An 18,133-nucleotide genomic window follows, 5' to 3' on the forward strand; every position below is an offset into this window, starting at 1 on the left:
CAAACAGCATGGCAGATATTCCAAATTCCATCGCATCATACCGTGCCTTAGCACTGCAAGTTACCTGTCATACTGTGAATCAAGCGAGCGATCGCCACGCTGTCCAAGAAATCATTCATCATACTATCAACCGCCTGGCGCAACAAATCGCCGCCAGTATTGCTTTTATTGGTTTTGACTGTCGTTTAATTGTTTTACCAGAATATTTTCTGACAGGTTTCCCGATGGGTGAACCTTTGGCTGTTTGGGGAGAAAAAGCTTGTATAGAAATGCACGGTGCCGAGTATGAAGTCCTAAGTAAAATTGCTCAAAAACATCAGATATTTTTAGCTGGTAACGCCTACGAACTCGACCCCAATTTTCCTGGCTTATACTTTCAAACTTGCTTTGTGATTGACCCTGCTGGTGCTATTGTCTTGCGGTATCGGCGGCTAAATTCGTTATTTGCACCCACACCTCATGATGTTTGGGATAAATATCTTGATTGTTACGGCCTAGAAGGGGTGTTTCCTGTAGCGAAAACTGCAATTGGCAATTTAGCCGCTTTAGCTTCCGAAGAAATTTTATACCCTGAAGTCGCGCGGTGTTTAGCAATGCGTGGTGCAGAAATTTTTCTGCATTCCACCTCTGAAGTTTATAGCAAAAACCTCACACCGAAAGATGCGGCGAAAATTTCTCGCGCTGTGGAAAATATGGCTTACGTTGTGTCTGCGAATACCGCAGGTCTAGCTAATAGTTCTATACCCAGCGCTTCTGTTGATGGTGGCTCAAAAATAGTTGACTATCGCGGTATCGTATTAGCAGAAACAGGTGCAGGCGAAAGTATGGCAGCTTTTGCAGAGATAGATTTAACTGCTTTAAGACGCGATCGCCGTCGTCCAGGGTTAAATAATTTACTGTCTCGCCAGCGATTTGAACTCTACGCCCAAAGCTACAGCCAGTCACAATTTTATCCAGCAAACACTATGCTAAATCAAGAATGCGATCGCCAACACTTCATCCAAACACAGCAACAAACCATAGAACGTCTATCTCAGTTAGGAGTGATTTAAAAGTCTGAAGTCTGAAATTAGATTCTTTTGACCATTGACCATTGACAAATGACAAATGACAAAACCAATCGAAGTCCGTAACCCGCGAACGGGAAAATATGATTATGTAATTATCCCACCGCCACCGAAACTGCTGGCGCAGCAATGTAACCGAGCGCGAAGGGCGCAAGTGCGTTGGCAAAAACTGGGCGTAGAAGGGAGAGTTGCAGCTTTAAAAGAATGGAAGCAAGCAATTTTGGCTGGACGCGAAAAGCTCACAGATGCTTTGGTCAATGATACGGGTAGATTATCTATATCAGTGATGGAAATCGACTCATTCCTTTCTAGCATCGATCGCTGGTGTGGATTAGCGCCAGATTTATTACAAGATTCGGCCAAAAATACATCAATTCCGTTCATCGCCTTACAACAAACATCAACGCCTTACCCTGTAGTTGGGGTAATTAGTCCTTGGAATTTCCCTCTGTTGCTGTCTACGATAGATACCATTCCCGCACTGTTGGCGGGTTGTGCTGTAGTTGTTAAACCCAGTGAAATTGCACCGCGTTTCATCGCCCCACTGATAGCTGCAATTAATCAAGTACCCGCCTTGCGCGATGTTTTCAGTTTTGTGGAAGGTGCGGGAGAAACTGGCGCGGCTTTGATTGAGAATGTAGATTTAGTTTGTTTTACAGGTAGTGTCGCCACTGGACGCAAAGTAGCAGAAGTCGCCGCACAAAGATTTATCCCCGCTTTTTTGGAATTGGGCGGGAAAGATCCGGCGATCGTGTTGGAATCTGCCGATTTAGAATTAGCCACATCAGCGATTTTATGGGGTTCCGTCGTTAACACCGGACAGTCTTGTTTATCAATTGAGCGTATTTACGTTGCCGAATCTATCTTTGAAAAGTTTTATCATCAGTTAGTAGCCAAAGCGCATCGCCTACAACTAGCCCATCCGGCGATTGAAAGTGGCGAAATCGGCCCCATTATTGCTGAAAGACAAGCTGGCATAATTAACGAGCATCTCGCCGATGCAGTGCAAAAAGGTGCAGTAATTCATTGTGGCGGTAAAGTTGAAGAGTTAGGCGGTGGTTGGTGGTGTCATCCCACAGTGCTGACTCATGTTAACCATACAATGAAAGTCATGACCGAAGAGACTTTTGGCCCGCTCATGCCAATCATGCCTTTTACCACAGTAGAGGAAGCTGTTAACTTAGCCAACGATTCAATTTATGGACTGAGTGCGGCGGTATTTGCGGAAACCGAAACTGAAGCGTTAACAGTTGCCCAGCAAATAGATGCAGGTGCTATCAGTATTAATGATGCCGCCCTCACCGCCATTATGCACGAAGGTGAAAAAAACGCTTTCAAATTATCCGGTTTAGGCGGTTCACGTATGGGTGCAGCCGCCATCAAACGATTTTTGCGGAAAAAAGCGTTTTTGATTAAAACCAACTCAAATCAAGACCCTTGGTGGTTTGAGCCTAAAGTGTAGTGCAATCTTCTCTCAGCGACCTCTGCGTTTCTGTAGTTCGTTAAAAACCGTATGAGATTCTGTTTGTTGGGTTTCGCTGTCGCTTCACCCAACCTACTTTCCTTAAACCCCTACTACAGATTCATTCACAGTTTCACTAGCCGCAACACCATTAGTCAAAATCGCTTGCCGAGTTTTCAGGTTAAATTTATAACCATGTGGCAAAATATGCAGCTTCGCACCACAAATTGCCAAAGGTTCATCCCGGAGAATTGTATCTGCGTTGTTATATGTAGATTCAGACTCATCCACAATGGTGACTGAACCTTCACCAATAATTTCGATTTGGTCATCAGTCACGGCGATCGCTGTATTCTCATCAATCCCAAATCCTAACACCGCAGGTTCATGAATTAAAGCTGTAATTAAACGCCCTAAGCGTCCCCGTTGTAAGAAATGTTGGTCAATCACCACCCCTGGGAGAAAACCCATACCAGGCCCCATTTCCACAATTTCCATCCGTGGTGTACTTTGAGAATCACCCTCAACAATCATTTTATCGGGCATCACAGCCGCACCCGCACTAGTACCTGCAATTACTGCACCTTCAGCGTAGCGTTGGTGAATAGCCGCATCGATTTCGGTATCCTTGAGGATACTAGTAATTCGCGCTTGGTCTCCTCCAGTAAAAAATATCCCAGTCGCCTTAGCAATAGCTTCTAAAGCCGTAGAAGACCTAGCATCTTCACGAGTTTCTGTATCAATAATGCGAACGTGTTCTGCACCTAGCCGTTCAAAAACTCTAATATAATTTTCCCCCACTTCTCTAGGCAGTTCTGTGGCGGCCGTCATAATTACAATATTGGCTTTTGTACCCCCAGCCCGACGGACAAATTCTCGCAGAATCACACAATCTCCTTCTTTATCTTCTGCGCCACCAATAATTACCAACTGGCGTTTATGTGCAGTTTCTGTCATAATGCCCCCCGGATAACCGGATTAGAATTTAATTTAGATTAATTTCAATAAAACATGACAATTATCACAATCAAATCATCCATTTGATAGATTAATTTTTAATGGCAAAAGTTAAATTATATATAACTTTATGTATATATAAACTCTTGCCAAATTTAGCATTTTTAATAATTGGTAATTCATTTAGCAGAATTACCAATTACTTATACAGTAATAACTTATGTATAACTCTTCTCAAGTAATAGCACTAAAATCTCATAGTTTTTAGGAACTATTTTCTTGCTCGATCAATGCTGATCAAGCTGGACAGAGAAGTGTTATAACTGGCTTGTGTTATTGTCTTAGCTCCATGAATTTGAGTATAGTCATCTACACATTTAAAAAAAGATTCCTACTGCGGACGAATTTTGTAAAGCAAGTTTACTAAGAATAAACGTGCTTGTACCAGAGGTAAATGTCTTGGTTTACCTTGGTAGACAATTTGAAATTCGTTGATATCTGGGCCATCTCCATAGCCCGAAATCAGCTTACAGTGAAAAGCTTCCTCGGCAAGTTCTCTAACTTCATCTCTGAGATCAGCTTTTGTGCTATTCATGTTTGGCTGTCTCCTCAAAACCCTATTTCTCTACTTATATATTTTTATAAAGAAAAAATCACCCTTCAAAGGTTATATTTTTATCGTTGCCGATTACGTGTAGAATGCTCTTGTTTTTCTGCAATCTTGTATGAATTTGATTATGCCCTGAGATAGTTGAAAATACCTAATGACTACAATTAGGGTGAGGTTAACAAAGTCAAAGACAAAGTTACAGCTTACCCAAGTTAATTTGAATCAATCTACAATAATTGATTGAGTCTAAGCAACCACAAATTAAAGTTGAAATTTCAGGGTGTTTAGCAAAGGTTGAGAATCAATGATTCAAGAAAAAAGCACCAATTTAGTCCGTGTAAATGCCAGAAGAACAGATGTGTTTGATGTTTTCAACTTCCAGCATTACGCCGGGCCGAACCCCTATCTAGATAGAGGCGCATTAGTATTTGATGTGGCGCTGACTGGGTATAGAGAACCTTTGCCCATAGAAGATTATGTTGCCAGAATTAGCGATCGCTATCCTCATCTCGGCAATCAAACTTATGAATCTTACGCCCATTTGTTTGCACGCACCGCCTCAGAAGTGGGAAAGCTGGAAATGGATTTGCACCTAAGCCACTTCAATGTCAAGCCAGAGGACAAGTTTACCCGCATTAGCATTCAATCCCTGCATCCCCGCACAACTAGAGCCGTAATTTATTGTGTGTGGGATTGGTTTGAAGCCATCAGTCAAGACGAAGATTTTCTCTTTGATGACCAACTAGTCCAATTACAAACCAGATTCCGCGAATCTGTCTATGGTGGCCCCACAGTCTACGCCTTATTACGCACCGCCGACGAAAAAGGTATTCCCGCCTTTTATCTCTGGGATGAAGGACTGATGCAATACGGCTGGGGAAAAAAACACGTTCGAGGTGTCGCTACCACCTTTGACTGTGATAGCCATATAGATTCCGATTTCACCACCCGCAAAGATGACTGTAAAGACTTTTTGGGTAACTTAGGCTTTCCAGTTCCCAAAGGTGAAATTGTCGCTAGTGAAAAAGAAGCCTTAATAGTAGCTAGAGAAATTGGCTACCCAGTAGCGGTAAAACCTGTAGTTGGTCACAAAGGAATTGGTGTCACCGCCGAAGTACAAGATTCTTATGAGTTGGAATCAGCTTATAGTCGCGCCTTTGCAGCAATTCCCGACAATCAACCCGCACGCATAATTGTGGAAAAAAGCATTGCGGGTAAGGATTTTCGTTTACTGTGTGTTAACGGCAAATTTGTCGCCGCCACAGAACGCCGTCCCGCATCGGTGACAGGTGATGGTTACTCCAGCATTAACGAATTAATCCGTCAAGAAAATCGCAAACCTGAACGTTTAGATTCACCCACCTCAGCAATGAGTAAAATTCAAATTGATGAGGCGATGGAATTGTATCTAGAAGAACAGCGTTTGTCTTTGAAGAGTATTCTAGAAAAAGGTAGAACTGTCTACCTGCGGAAAGTTGCCAATCTTTCTGCTGGTGGCGTGAGTATCAATGCCACCCATACAATTCATGATGATAATATTATCCTGGCTCAAGACATTGCCCAACATTTTCGCCTAACTTGTCTTGGCATTGATGTGATTACCGAAGATTTGGGCGAATCTTGGAAACAGGGTAACTTTGCCATCTTAGAAATTAACGCCGCCCCTGGTATTTTGATGCACCTCAACCCAGCTGTGGGCGAAAGTGTTGATGTTCCATCCCGCATCTTAGAAACTTTTTTTGCATCTGGAATTGATGCCAGAATTCCCACTATTACCTTTAACAAAATCTCCGTTCAGGAACTACAAACAACCATTGACCATATTTTATTACAACATCCTGAATGGACAATAGGCGCTGTTTGTCGTGAAGCTGTTTTTGTTAATCGCTCACAAAAAGTTCTCCGCCCAGATTACAACAGTAATCTCCAAAGTTTACTGCGGAATCCCAAACTAGATTTGTTAATTGCTGAGTATGAATCAGAGACTTTGAATACAGAGGGGATGTTCTATCAAGGTAGCAACATTGTCATTTTAGATAACCCCACTGAAACCGAAATGATGTTAGTGCGTGATTTGGTTGATGGTTCCACAGTAGTAATTAAAAAAGGCAATGATGTTTCCATTAAACGTAAAGGGTTAATTGAAGACTACACCTTGGGAGAAGATGAACCATTTACCAGAGTTTATTTGAAAGAAGTTAGCACTATTTTGTGAATCTAATTTAGAGACGTTGCATTGCAACGTCTCTACTACTACCTCAATTTTTCATGGGCTGCTAAAATAATTCTTTCTGTTTCTTCCCAGCCAATACATTTATCGGTTACAGAAACCCCATACTTTAATTCTTCTGGCTGGCAATTTAATGGTTGATTACCTTCATATAAATGCGATTCCAACATCATCCCCACTATTGATGTATTACCATTAACGATTTGTTGAATCACATCTTCAAATACCTGAGACTGCAATCTGTAGTCTTTATTTGTATTGCCATGACTACAGTCAATCACAATTCTTGGTGGTAAGTTAGACTCTTTTAATTTTTCTTCTACTAGTTTGACATTAGCTACATCGTAGTTGGGCTGATTTCCACCCCGTAAAATCACATGACCGTAGGGATTACCTCTAGTTTGAAAAACGCTGACTTGTCCTTTGTGATTAATCCCTAAAAAATTATGGGGACTTTTAGCTGAGTGGAGCGCATTTAAAGCTACTTGAATATTACCATCAGTGCCATTTTTAAAACCTACAGGCATGGAAAGTCCACTAGACATTTCTCTGTGAGTTTGTGATTCTGTGGTTCTCGCCCCAATGGCTGACCATGTAATTAACTCACTAATATATTGTGGGATGATGGGATCTAAGGCTTCTGTACCAGCGGGTAATTCTAATTCTGTAATTTTTAATAGTAAGCTTCTGGCAGTTAATAAGCCTTTCTCCACATGGAAAGAATCATCCATGTCAGGGTCATTAATTAGACCTTTCCAGCCTACTGTTGTTCTAGGTTTTTCAAAGTAAACTCTCATAATTAATAAGAGTTTATCTTTGACTTTATCGGCTAATATTTTTAATTTCTCAGCATATTCTATCGCTGCTTTTGTGTCGTGGATAGAACAAGGCCCAACTACAATAAATTTTCTGCTATCCTGAAAATCTAAAATATGTTCTAGTTCTTCTCTATATTTTAAAACTGTATGTTCTGCCGATTTAGTGAGTGGCAATCTTGTCTTAACGTCGTGAGGCGTTAATAAGATGTGTGAACTTTTAATGTTAGTATTAGATAATTTGTTGTGCATGGAGAGACTCTGGAGATTTTGATGATCTCGTTGCTGGAGTGAAAAGTAATATACACATTTTAGGTCAAAAGCACAACAATCAATTCATGGATTTTTATTTAAACAGACTTTATTCCTGAGTCTATTGATAGTTTAACTGTAATTGGTTACGGGCAGAATTGGAGCGATCGCCCATTGTCTAATCATGAATAAAAAGGGGGCAAATATCACCCCCTTAACTTCGTTATAATCTGCCTAACTCAATGTCAGAGAATCCTGTTATTGCCAAACGAATACTTTAGCTTCATAAGGCCCAAGATCAGTTATAATGCCATCATCGCCAGCTTCGACATCATAATTGGCAGTCCACTCGTGCCAAGTACCGCTACAAGGAAAGTTAGGCACATGATAGCCGCCTAAAAAGTTTTCGGAAAAATTTGTTACCACAACTACACGGGAACCTTCATCATTCCAACGGCTATAAGCCACTACCTTAGCTTCGGCGTTTTCGTGGATGAAATCAATATTTTCGGTGTATAAGGCATGACTATTTTTCCGTAAATGAATCAAGCCTTTGTAGTAATCAAATAAACTCCGATTTAAATCATTACCTAGTAGTGTCCAATCAATTTTTGATGATTCTTGAGTTTTAGGTTTATACTCGCCAAACTCTTGTCCCATCCATACCAAAGGTACACCAACAGCCGTCATCAAAATAGCGACACCTAATTTAATCCGCCTAAAAGCTTCTTCATCGAAAATATTCCGATTACCTAACTCAACCATCACGCGATTATGGTCATGGTTGGTGAGATAATTAACGACATTAGTCGCACCCATAAAACCTTGACGTTTCGGATCAATCACATCCTTAAGGTTTTCTAAATCAAACCTATCACCGCAAATATGTGCTGTGACTGTGTGCATAAAACTATCATGCCAACAGCCATCCATCGGGCCATCAATGTTGGTAATACTAGTAGTTTCTGGGATGTGTTCAGCAACATTATAAAAAGGTTTAGCACCAGCAGTTTTTTTCGCTTCTTGAACTATCCAGTGCATAAAATCATAATTAGCTATTTGTCTAGCTGCATCGTAGCGAATGCCATCTATATGATATTCTTGCACCCAAAAACGGACTGTATCACCAATAAATTTACGGGCGGGATAAGTCTCTAAATTTTCGTCGTAGAACTCATAATTAAATTCTGGCCCCCAGCTATTATCAGGGTCACGGGGCGCATGGTGATACCAATAATCATGGTCTATTTGAGTTAAGGGACTAGAAGATTCTGAGTGATTATAAATCCCATCCATAATTACTCGAATACCCCGGCTATGGCATTCGTCTATGAGTTGCTTTAATCCCTCTGTAGAACCATAACTAGATTCAGTTGCAAAAAAATATCGTGGGTTATAACCCCAACTATAATCACCAGGATATTCTTTAACTGGTAGTAACTCAATAGCATTAATTCCTAAATCAGACAAATAATCTAACTTTTCAATAACATGTTTATATTTACCTCTGGCATAAGGGTCATCTTCACCACCAGAAAAATCCCCAACATGTAATTCATAAATAACTAATTCATGGTCTGCTGGTAAGGATTTATCATCATGATGCCAGACATAAGTATCAACAATTTTCTGTCCATCTTTAATGCGGATTACACTATTATCTTTACCGCCTAATTCGTCAATATCAGTTGCATAGGGATCTGTTACCTCTACCCATTGATCTGCTTCAAAAAACCATGATTTTGACTGCACACGGAATTTATATTGATAAACACCATCTTCTAATTCTACAGTTGTGCGAAAATAACCATCTTCTCCTTTTTCCATTGGAATTTCTTGCCAATCAGAAAAAGAACCTATTAATGCAGCACCTTTGTTATAAGGGGCAAATAAAGTAAATTCAATGAAATTAGCCATAAAAAATTTTCAAGTATATAAGGCGAATATTAGTATTTTCGTAATTATTAATCAATTTGCAAATCGGTCTACAGAAATAATTAAACAATCACTTCCTCTATCTGGAGAGAGACTAGAGAATATCTAAATGGGTGTTTTTTGCGAGATAATCAGGAAAAATGTGGAATATCTGTCAATTATCCACTATCTACCATCAGGCGATAGATTTTATCAAATAAATGAAATTAATTTTATATATGGTATTTAAACAATAATATTCAGTTGCATATTCTGATATCAACTGAATATTACTATAGCAGTTATATGGCGATGAGTTATAACTTCAGTCTAACTACTCAAGATTTATTGAATATCTTAAACCTCCCAAATAACTATAATTCAGGATTTTGTTGCTGCCAATAACTTAACAACCAATTGGCGGCTGTGGCTCTGCGTGTTTCTCTAGGAGTAAATTCCCCAATTTTGTAACCTTTAAAACCCAATTTCTCTTTGACAATCTGTTTATATTCTTTGGGGATAGAACGAGTTAACTTCATGGTTGCAGGGCGACTTTCGAGAAAGTTAGGCGGTTCTGGGTACTCATCTCGCCATTCGGGGATAACTTCGTTATTTTCCCATTGATCTGTTGTGGAGTTATAGCGATATCCTAAGTAGTACCAAACTAACTGATTGACTGTAACATCATCAATTTGATCTTTGAGGATTCCCCAAATTGTATCGGGATTTAAAGGTGGTAAATTAGACATAAGCAAGGCAGAATTCAAATTTTAAAATTAGCAGATTGATAGATGGTAATCTGTAATTAGGGATGCAGGCATCCGCTGATTATGACGATGTACAAACAATAATTTATCATTATCTTTAGCTACTATTACAGCGGTTAGTTTTGCTAAACAACTGATATGCCAAACAATTGAGTGGGCAATTAAAATTTTGTACTAGATTCACATAACAGGTAGACTGGAAATCGTAAAGAATTGACCAGTTTATGCAAGATTCCACACAACTACCAAAAATAATTCGCGCCCATGTCTTAATTTCTGGCAGAGTTCAAGGAGTGGGCTATCGCTATGCAACAGTTGATACCGCCAGCCAGTTGGGTTTAACTGGTTGGGTACGAAATCTTCCTGATAGTCGGGTAGAAGCGGTATTTGAAGGGGTGCGGGAGGTTGTAGAGGAAATGCTTCGCTGGTGTCACTCTGGCCCACCTGCGGCGATAGTGCAAGAGGTGGTGACTGAGTATGAGAAACCAGAAGGGTTGCGGGGGTTTGAAGTTAAGTAGTTGGGGGAATTGATCAATGTGAGAGAAATTTGCTCACGCAGAGGCGCACAGACGTAGAGAGAATCAAGAGTTTGAGATTTTATCTTGTTTATAACTGTAATATTACTCGTGCCAGATTGAAATAAATTAAAACTCCTAAGACATCGACGGCTGTGGTAATAAATGGTGCTGACATTAAAGCTGGGTCTAAACGCAACAAGCGAAATAAGAATGGCAGTGCGGAACCAGACACGGAAGCTAAGATAGAAATTGCAATTAAACTACTACCAACTGCGATCGCAACTTCAATGCGTCCTTGCAAAAAGTAAGCCCAGACTGTAGCGACTATCCCCAACATACCACCTAACAATAAACCAGCGATCGCTTCTCTACCAATTACTTGTAATGGCCCAAGGGAACGAATTTCGTCTGTGTTCATCCCGCGAATCACTACTGTAGAAGATTGAGCGCCAACGTTACCACCAGTCCCTGTTAATAAAGGAATAAAAGCTGTTAGGGTGACTACTTTGGTTAAAATATCTTCTTGAGATTTAATAATTGTGCCTGTAACTGTATTAGTGATTAATAAAACAAATAACCATAGCACTCGTTTACGAGCTACTTCCATTAAATTCATCTGGAAATAATTATCGCCACTTGACTGCACACCACCACCTAAAGCGTAAATATCTTTGGTGGTTTCTTCTTCTAAGATATCAATGACATCATCAACTGTGACAATTCCGACTAAAAGCTGTTGTTTATCTACTACAGGCACAGCTAAAAAGTCATATCTCTGAATTATTCTTGCTACTTCTTCTTGGTCTGTATCTGTGCGAACAAATATAACATCACGGGTCATAATTTCCCCGATGATTTGTTCTGGCTGAGATGTGACCAAATCTCGCAAAGATACAATCCCTGTTAACCGTCTTTCTGCATCGGTGACATAAAGATAATAAATGATTTCACTGGCACTAGCCAAGCGGCGAATTCGCTCTAGAGCTTGCGTAACTGTAATATTTTCTTTTAGAGAAATAAACTCTAAAGTCATAATGCGCCCGGCTGTATTAGGTTCATAACCCAACAGCAAAGCTGTAGCCTGACGTTCTGTAGTACTTAATTGTTCTAGTAGGCGGTTGACAACTTTTGCAGGTAATTCATCAAATAGCCTAGCTCTGTCATCTGAGGACATTTGATCAACAATATCACGGACTTCTTGACTTTTTAATTCTTCAATTAGCCGTTCTTGCACGCTATAGTCAAGATATTCATAAACTGCGATCGCTTCATCTTTAGAAAGCAACCTAAAAGCTAAAGCGTGCATTGCTTCTGGTAAACCTTCAATCGCTTCCGCAATATCCGCAGGCTGTACAGGTACAAGAATTGCTTTTGCTGCTTGTAAATCTGCTGCTTCTAACAGCATTTGCAGTTGATTCCTCACTAAATCGCGCAATTCTCTGCGAGTCACATCCTGCAAGGAAGAGTTTAGGTTGTTCGTCTCAGTCAATTTCCACTTTCCTCAGCCAGTTTTAATAAGGTTCCTGCCCCTAGTCTATGAGACAATGCGGGAAGATGAAACCTTAAAGGTTGTAACTTTTTTTACCTTTAGTTAACTTCTATCTAATTTCCGCTGTTAATGTGGCAAATTCACTGTTAATTAATGCTTGCAACTGTGATGTAGAGTGCAAATTTGCTGATTTGACTCAGCAATATTCTCAAGACAATGTTTCTTAAACACTCAAGATTTTTAGGATAACTTGGTCAAAAATCCAAGAATGCGTTTGGTATTTGCAGTCAACAGAGTGCGACGGTAAGCATCGGCGGCTTTTTTAATCGCTTCGGCTTGGGTGGGGTAGGGATGAATGACGCTGCTTAATTTACTCAAACCGATTTTATTGACAATTGCGGTGGTAACTTCCGAAATCATCTCACCTGCATGACTGGCAACAATGGTTGCACCAAGTATTTCGTCTGAGCCTTTTTTGTGGAGAATTTTAAGAAAGCCTGCTTCTTCATTATCTGCGATCGCGCGGTCTACACTACTAAAAGGAATCTTAATTGTCGCTACATCAATACCTTGTTTTTTCGCTTCATGTTCATACATTCCCACATGGGCAATTTCTGGGGATGTATATGTCACCCACGGCATAATTAAACTGCTGAGTTTGGAACGCCCTAACCCAAAGGGCGAAAACAAAGTATTCTTAATGACAATTCGCGCCGCCGCATCAGCAGCATGGGTAAATTTCCAATCCATGCAGATATCGCCAGCCGCATATATCTTGGGATTTGTGGTTTGCAGATAATCATTTACCTTGACACCGCGCCGCGTGTCGTATTCTACACCCACACCTTCTAAATTTAAACCTTCCACGTTGGGCGCGCGTCCCGCACCTACTAAAATTTCATCCACTGTCACCGAATCTCTGTAACCGTTAGTCGAAAAGTAAAGTCTTTTTCCTTCGGTCACAGCCACCACTTCTTCTAATTGACAATTTAACACTACGCGAATGCCTTCTTGAATTAAGACATTCTGCACAATTTCTGCTGCATCAGCATCTTCTTTATTTAATAGATGAGAACCGCGATGAAACAGTGTGACTTCACAACCTAAACGTTGAAAGGTTTGCGCCAATTCACAACCAATTGGCCCGCCACCAATTACAGCTAATTTATCTGGGCGTTGAATCAAGGAAAAAACTGTTTCGTTAGTTAAATAACCAACATTTTCAATACCGGGGATAGAGGGTTTTACCGCCCTTGCACCTGTGGCAATTACCGCTTTTTTAAACCGCAGGGTTTTACCGCCTACTTCCACAGTATTATTGCTGGCAAATCGACCATTACCTAAAAAAACATCAACACCAATATTTTTAAAGCGTTCCGCCGAATCATGATGGCTAATACCCGCCCTTACTCGCCGCATCCGTTCCATAACTGCGGGAAAATCAATTTCAATTTGTTGTTTGGGAATATTAATTCCTAAATTCTTTGCGTCCCAAATTTCACCAATCACTCGCGCAGAACGGATAATACATTTTGATGGTATACAACCCACATTTAAGCAATCTCCACCCATGAGATGCTTTTCGATTAATGCGACTTTTAAACCTAAATCTAAACCTGCTGCACCTGCGGCTACAACTAATCCCGCTGTTCCTGCGCCAATAACTACCAAGTCGTAGCAATCAGCAGGTTGGGGATTTACCCAGTTAGCAGGATGTACGTGAGACACTAATTTTTGGTTGTACTCATCTACTGGGCGAACAATGACTCTTGCTAATTCCATAATGAAGTATGAAGTGTGAATTATGAAGTATGAAATGTAAATTATGAATTAACTTGGTGTACAACTTTCTCTCAAACCTAACCCCCAACCCCTTCCCTACAAGGGAAGGGGGGCAAGATTCAAAGCCTCTCTCCTTGCAGCTGCCGTGTACACACAAGTAATCTGATCCCCCTAAATCCCCCTTAAAAAGGGGGACTTTAACTCCGGTTCCCCCCTTTTCAAGGGGGGTTAGGGGGGATCGAAACGCTGTTGGGTGACTTTCTCAGACTTGTGTGTACACCGTAGCTCCTTGCAGGGGAGAGGTTTGGAGAGGGGTTTCAAGAATAAGTCGCACATCGCGTGAATTATAGAATATTAAGTACTAAATTTTAGACTTCATACTTCATCCTTTATCTTTACTTCTTCTGCTAAAGCTTTCCGGGCGATGCGGGTGACATAAACTGTTACTGTAACTGTGGCGATAAAGCCAATTATCCGAATAGCCCATTGTATTGTGGAGTTACTTGGTTGACTGTCTGTGCCAATTAGGGCTAAATTTCCCGCCAAGGAACCAATATAAACATACATAATTGTGCCAGGAATCATACCGACGGAGCCAATAAAATAATCTTTGAGGGAAACTCCTGTAACACCAAAGGCGTAGTTTAATAAGTTGAAGGGAAATATGGGAGAAAGTCTAGTTAATAAAACAATTTTTAATCCTTCTCGACTAACTGCGCGGTCTATTGCGGCAAAATTTTGATTATTGGCAATTTTATTTGCAACCCAACCTCTAGCTAAATAACGTCCTACTAAAAATGCGGCTGTTGCGCCCAGAGTTGCACCCACAAACACATATAATGAACCCCAAACTACACCAAAAACCACACCCGCGCCCAAGGTAATAATTGAACCAGGTAAAAAAGCCACGGTAGCAATAATATACAGCCCAATAAAAGCGATCGCACCAACTGTTCCTAAATTCTCAATCCATTGCAAAGCATTGCGTAAAATAACTTGGGGGTTGAATGAGGTTGTTGGTGCTGCTGTTTGAGCAAGGGCTGATTCTGGGTGAAATAAAATTGCGATCGCTACAGTTATGATTGCTAATATCGCTAGAAAAAGGTTGCTTGAGTTTCGCCAATTAATCATGAAAAATTTATTTTCCATATTTCTCATTTTGCTTTTGCACTGTTTCTATTTCGTTCATACTTTGGTTTAAAGCTTTATGGGCAATTTTAGTAATATAAATAGTTACAGCCACCGTAGCCAGTAAACCAATAATTTGCATAATTAATTGATAAGTTTTTGCCTCTGGAGTGAGGGCTGGATTTGGCATATTATTCATGGCTAAATTGCCCGCTAATGTCCCAATATAGACATACATAACTGTTCCGGGAATAATGCCGAAAGAACCTAATATATAATCTTTAAGAGAAACTTGCGTAACACCAAAAAAATAATTTAATAAGTTAAAGGGAAATAAAGGACATAACCGCGTTAATAAAACAATTTTCCATCCTTCTTTAGCAACTGCTACATCAATAGCTTTTAACTTAGGATGTTTTTCAATTTGGCGTGACACCCAACCTCTGGATACATAACGTCCAATCATAAATGCTAAAACTGCACCAATAATTGCGGCAATTAAGACATACACCGACCCCCAAAACAAACCAAATAAGCAACCTGCTTTTAAAGTTAAAACTGAACCGGGAATCAATAATAATGTTGCTAAGTTGTAAATGCCTATATAAGCAACTATACCCCAAATTCCCAGGCTGTTGACCTGAGCAACTAAAGTAGTAAAAATTGCTGAAAAGTTAAAAAGTTTCGCAGCAATTATCACTACCGCTACAAGTATCGTTAATAGTAAAAACTTAAGTTTGCCCTTGAGTTTTGACTGTGATTGTGTCACCATGATTTGTCTAGCCTAAATCATTTGTGCAAACATCTCTCTGTGTTATCTTGGTCTCTGTGGTTTGTTATATAGTCTTTAATTAAGATAAGCTATTTAAATGAGAAATACCTTAAATTCTCTTAAACTTTTCCCGGCGATACCAGCTATGAATTCGTACTGGGGAAACACCAAACAAATAAGCAATAATAATAATTTGATTGAGTAAGGTAGTTTGAATAATGCCTTTTTTTACCCATCTCCGCGCTGAAGTCATAACTGGCGTGTTAATAATGACAATGCTTCCTGTAGACTTTAATCGCCGGATTAATTCAAAGTCTTCCATGATGGGTAATTCTGGAAAACCATTAATTTGTTGAAATACTTGTTGAGTTAAAAAGATTGCTTGATCACCATAAGGCATTTGCATTAAATGCGATCGCCATTTTACTCCTAATTCCACCAACCTTAAACCTAAACCTGGGTGATCAATTTGCAAATTAAACGCACCAGCCACAATTCCAGGCTGTTGCAGTGCTGTGCGTATCATTGCATCAAACCCAACTGGTAAACGAGTATCTGCATGAAGAAACAACAACACCTCGCCACTCGCCACCACCGCACCCGCATTCATTTGCACCGCACGACCGGGAGATGATGAAATTACCTTAGCACCCAATGATTGAGCAATTGCTATTGTGTCATCACTAGAGCCACCATCAACCACAATCACTTCTATATTTGTACTAGATTGAGTGCTGGCGATCGCTCCTGGAATATTTTTGGCTTCGTTGAGAGTGGGAATAATAATTGAAACTTTAGCAGTAGTCAGGTTTACCAAACTCATTAGTATGATTTACACGCATCATGTAAGCATACTACAGTTATAAAGCGATGCTTGAAGACAAAAGGCTACTTGTCTACGCATTTACGCAGGGACTTGTACAATATGGGCGATCGCATTTCCCAAACGAGTAAAATGGTTTGGATTTAATGTTAGTAAAATATCTACTTGGGCTTTTAATGCAGCTTGAGCAATTAAAGCATCGAAAATAGCGCCACCGGGAAGGTTTAAAGTTGCCATTTGAGCAATTGCAGCTTGATAGTCATCAACAACTAGTGGAACTCCTTCTAAATACTGTAGTATATCTACAACTATGCTTTGAGCTTGTTGAGGACTAATACGTGGCTGAACGGGTAAGCGTGTGATGACAGAATATGTTTCAGCTAAACTGTGAGTTGAGATAAACCCTTGAATTTGTCGAGATTTTGCAGATTGAATCTTAGGAAAACAAACAGAATGTTGCGGATGGTTAACAATTATTGCAGGCACTAAGACAGAAGTATCAAACAAGACTTTCATCAAACTATTTGATCCTGAATGCGTTCTTCTCTCAACTCATCTATAAAAGTATTAATATCAAAGTTTGCTGGTAATTCTGCATCTACAACTAAGATTCCATCTTTGCGATAGAGAGTTGCTTGGTTAAGGTTTATTTGAGTCTCTTCTTCAAGTTTTTGCTGACTCAAAGCCGCAATTTTTTCTGTAATGGCTTGCAAAATAAATTGCTCAGTCGATATTCCCTGACTGTTTGCCCATTTTTCAATCTTTTCTTGTAGTTGGGGAGGAAAGTTCATAAAATTTTGTTTTGATTTTGTCATAATTATGAACTAGGGTAGCATTGCGATTTGCCTACCGCAAAACCATCGCACTTTTATTATTGATACAACTAGATCCCCGACTTCTTTAAGAAGTCGGGGATCTGAACTTCTCGCATAATTACGAATTACGAATTAATTTTCTAGCCAGTAGCCACAATAAATAAAACGGTAAAATTAATATCCCTAACAATATGCCTATAAAATAACTTAACCACCGCATCAAAACAACAATGGGAGTTAACTGAAATTGCATAATTGCCAAATTTTTTCTAGCTGATATTGTATTGGGATGATTATCCCCTAACACCCGTTGAAAAATCGCCAGTGCTTCGATATACAAAGGTTTGGCTTGGCTGTACTGCCTTTGGCTATAGTAGAGTGTGGCTAAATTGTTCAAGCTGAGTGCAACATTAGGATGGTCTCTTGTGAATATACGCTTTATCATAGCTAGGGCTTCGATGTACAGAGGTTCGGCTTGGCTGTACTCTCCTTGGCTACGGTAGAGTTCTGCTAAATTGTTCAAGCTAAGTGCCACATCGGGATGGTCGCCTGTGAATATACGCTTTATCATAGCTAGGGCTTCGATGTACAGAGGTTCGGCTTGGCTATACTGCCTTTGGCTATAGTAGAGCGTGGCTAAATTGTTTAAGCTGAGTGCCACATCGGGATGGTCGCCTGTGAATATACGCTTTATCATAGCTAGGGCTTCGATGTACAGAGGTTCGGCTTGGC

At 40.1% G+C, this 18,133-nt stretch carries 17 protein-coding genes; 4 read left to right on the forward strand and 13 right to left on the reverse strand.

The genetic code is table 11. From position 1 onward, the window contains the following. Positions 1-8 precede the first annotated feature (8 nt). Positions 9-1,052, forward strand: coding sequence for a nitrilase-related carbon-nitrogen hydrolase (locus NCWK1_RS28000; protein ID WP_103126945.1), 1,044 nt, complete (start codon positions 9-11; stop codon positions 1,050-1,052). A 55-nt stretch (positions 1,053-1,107) separates the two neighbouring features. Beyond that, positions 1,108-2,529, forward strand: coding sequence for an aldehyde dehydrogenase family protein (locus NCWK1_RS28005; protein WP_103126946.1), 1,422 nt, complete (start codon positions 1,108-1,110; stop codon positions 2,527-2,529). A gap of 102 nt (positions 2,530-2,631) precedes the next feature. Here NCWK1_RS28005 and NCWK1_RS28010 read toward each other — a convergent pair whose 3' ends face one another. Together NCWK1_RS28010 and NCWK1_RS28015 are read right to left on the reverse strand one after the other, a co-directional pair. Next, complete coding sequence (locus tag NCWK1_RS28010) at positions 2,632-3,486, reverse strand: cyanophycinase (RefSeq protein WP_096577593.1); 855 nt, start codon at positions 3,484-3,486, stop codon at positions 2,632-2,634. Positions 3,487-3,877: 391 nt separating this feature from the next. Beyond that, positions 3,878-4,081: a hypothetical protein gene (locus tag NCWK1_RS28015; protein WP_103126947.1), complete on the reverse strand. Its 204-nt coding sequence runs from the start codon at positions 4,079-4,081 to the stop codon at positions 3,878-3,880. Positions 4,082-4,400: 319 nt separating this feature from the next. On the opposite strand from NCWK1_RS28015, the gene NCWK1_RS28020 reads away from it, so the two are divergent. After that, positions 4,401-6,311, forward strand: coding sequence for an ATP-binding protein (locus NCWK1_RS28020; RefSeq protein WP_096577597.1), 1,911 nt, complete (start codon positions 4,401-4,403; stop codon positions 6,309-6,311). Positions 6,312-6,349: 38 nt separating this feature from the next. Here the strand turns inward: NCWK1_RS28020 and NCWK1_RS28025 are convergent, their stop codons facing one another. The 3 genes from NCWK1_RS28025 to NCWK1_RS28035 form a co-directional block, all read right to left on the reverse strand. Beyond that, entirely contained in the window at positions 6,350-7,393 is a 1,044-nt protein-coding gene (locus NCWK1_RS28025; protein WP_103126948.1) for a 3-deoxy-7-phosphoheptulonate synthase, read from the reverse strand. Positions 7,394-7,651: 258 nt separating this feature from the next. Next, positions 7,652-9,310: an alpha-amylase family glycosyl hydrolase gene (locus NCWK1_RS28030; RefSeq protein ID WP_103126949.1), complete on the reverse strand. Its 1,659-nt coding sequence runs from the start codon at positions 9,308-9,310 to the stop codon at positions 7,652-7,654. A gap of 371 nt (positions 9,311-9,681) precedes the next feature. After that, on the reverse strand, positions 9,682-10,056 hold the full coding sequence (locus NCWK1_RS28035) for a DUF1823 family protein (protein WP_103126950.1): 375 nt from the start codon (positions 10,054-10,056) through the stop codon (positions 9,682-9,684). Positions 10,057-10,298: 242 nt separating this feature from the next. Here NCWK1_RS28035 and NCWK1_RS28040 point away from each other — a divergent pair, with 242 nt between their 5' ends. After that, positions 10,299-10,592 carry an acylphosphatase gene (locus tag NCWK1_RS28040; RefSeq protein WP_103126951.1) on the forward strand — a complete coding sequence of 98 codons (294 nt, stop codon included), beginning with the start codon at positions 10,299-10,301 and terminating at the stop codon, positions 10,590-10,592. Positions 10,593-10,680: 88 nt separating this feature from the next. Here NCWK1_RS28040 and mgtE read toward each other — a convergent pair whose 3' ends face one another. From mgtE to NCWK1_RS28080, 8 genes are all read right to left on the reverse strand, one after another. Next, positions 10,681-12,081 (reverse strand): magnesium transporter, encoded by a 1,401-nt coding sequence (gene mgtE / locus NCWK1_RS28045; protein ID WP_103126952.1) that lies wholly within the window; start codon positions 12,079-12,081, stop codon positions 10,681-10,683. Between the two features lie 240 nt (positions 12,082-12,321). Further along, positions 12,322-13,863, reverse strand: coding sequence for a mercuric reductase (locus NCWK1_RS28050; protein ID WP_096577609.1), 1,542 nt, complete (start codon positions 13,861-13,863; stop codon positions 12,322-12,324). 375 nt (positions 13,864-14,238) lie between these two features. Beyond that, positions 14,239-15,012, reverse strand: coding sequence for a TVP38/TMEM64 family protein (locus NCWK1_RS28055; protein WP_103126953.1), 774 nt, complete (start codon positions 15,010-15,012; stop codon positions 14,239-14,241). Next, positions 15,002-15,763 (reverse strand): TVP38/TMEM64 family protein, encoded by a 762-nt coding sequence (locus NCWK1_RS28060; RefSeq protein WP_103126954.1) that lies wholly within the window; start codon positions 15,761-15,763, stop codon positions 15,002-15,004. The genes NCWK1_RS28055 and NCWK1_RS28060 overlap by 11 nt, the downstream gene beginning before the upstream one ends. Positions 15,764-15,872: 109 nt before the next feature. After that, on the reverse strand, positions 15,873-16,586 hold the full coding sequence (locus tag NCWK1_RS28065) for a TIGR04283 family arsenosugar biosynthesis glycosyltransferase (protein ID WP_103126955.1): 714 nt from the start codon (positions 16,584-16,586) through the stop codon (positions 15,873-15,875). An 81-nt stretch (positions 16,587-16,667) separates the two neighbouring features. After that, entirely contained in the window at positions 16,668-17,102 is a 435-nt protein-coding gene (locus NCWK1_RS28070) for a type II toxin-antitoxin system VapC family toxin (protein WP_103126956.1), read from the reverse strand. After that, the gene (locus tag NCWK1_RS28075) at positions 17,102-17,377 is read right to left on the reverse strand and encodes a hypothetical protein (RefSeq protein WP_103126958.1); all 276 of its coding nucleotides are present in this window, start codon (positions 17,375-17,377) and stop codon (positions 17,102-17,104) included. The genes NCWK1_RS28070 and NCWK1_RS28075 overlap by 1 nt, the downstream gene beginning before the upstream one ends. 142 nt (positions 17,378-17,519) lie before the next feature. After that, a partial coding sequence (locus tag NCWK1_RS28080; RefSeq protein WP_146034053.1) for a tetratricopeptide repeat protein occupies positions 17,520-18,133 on the reverse strand: 614 nt, incomplete at its 5' end.

It is taken from the genome of Nostoc cycadae WK-1 (genome assembly GCF_002897135.1).
Classification (GTDB): Bacteria; Cyanobacteriota; Cyanobacteriia; order Cyanobacteriales; family Nostocaceae; genus Nostoc_B.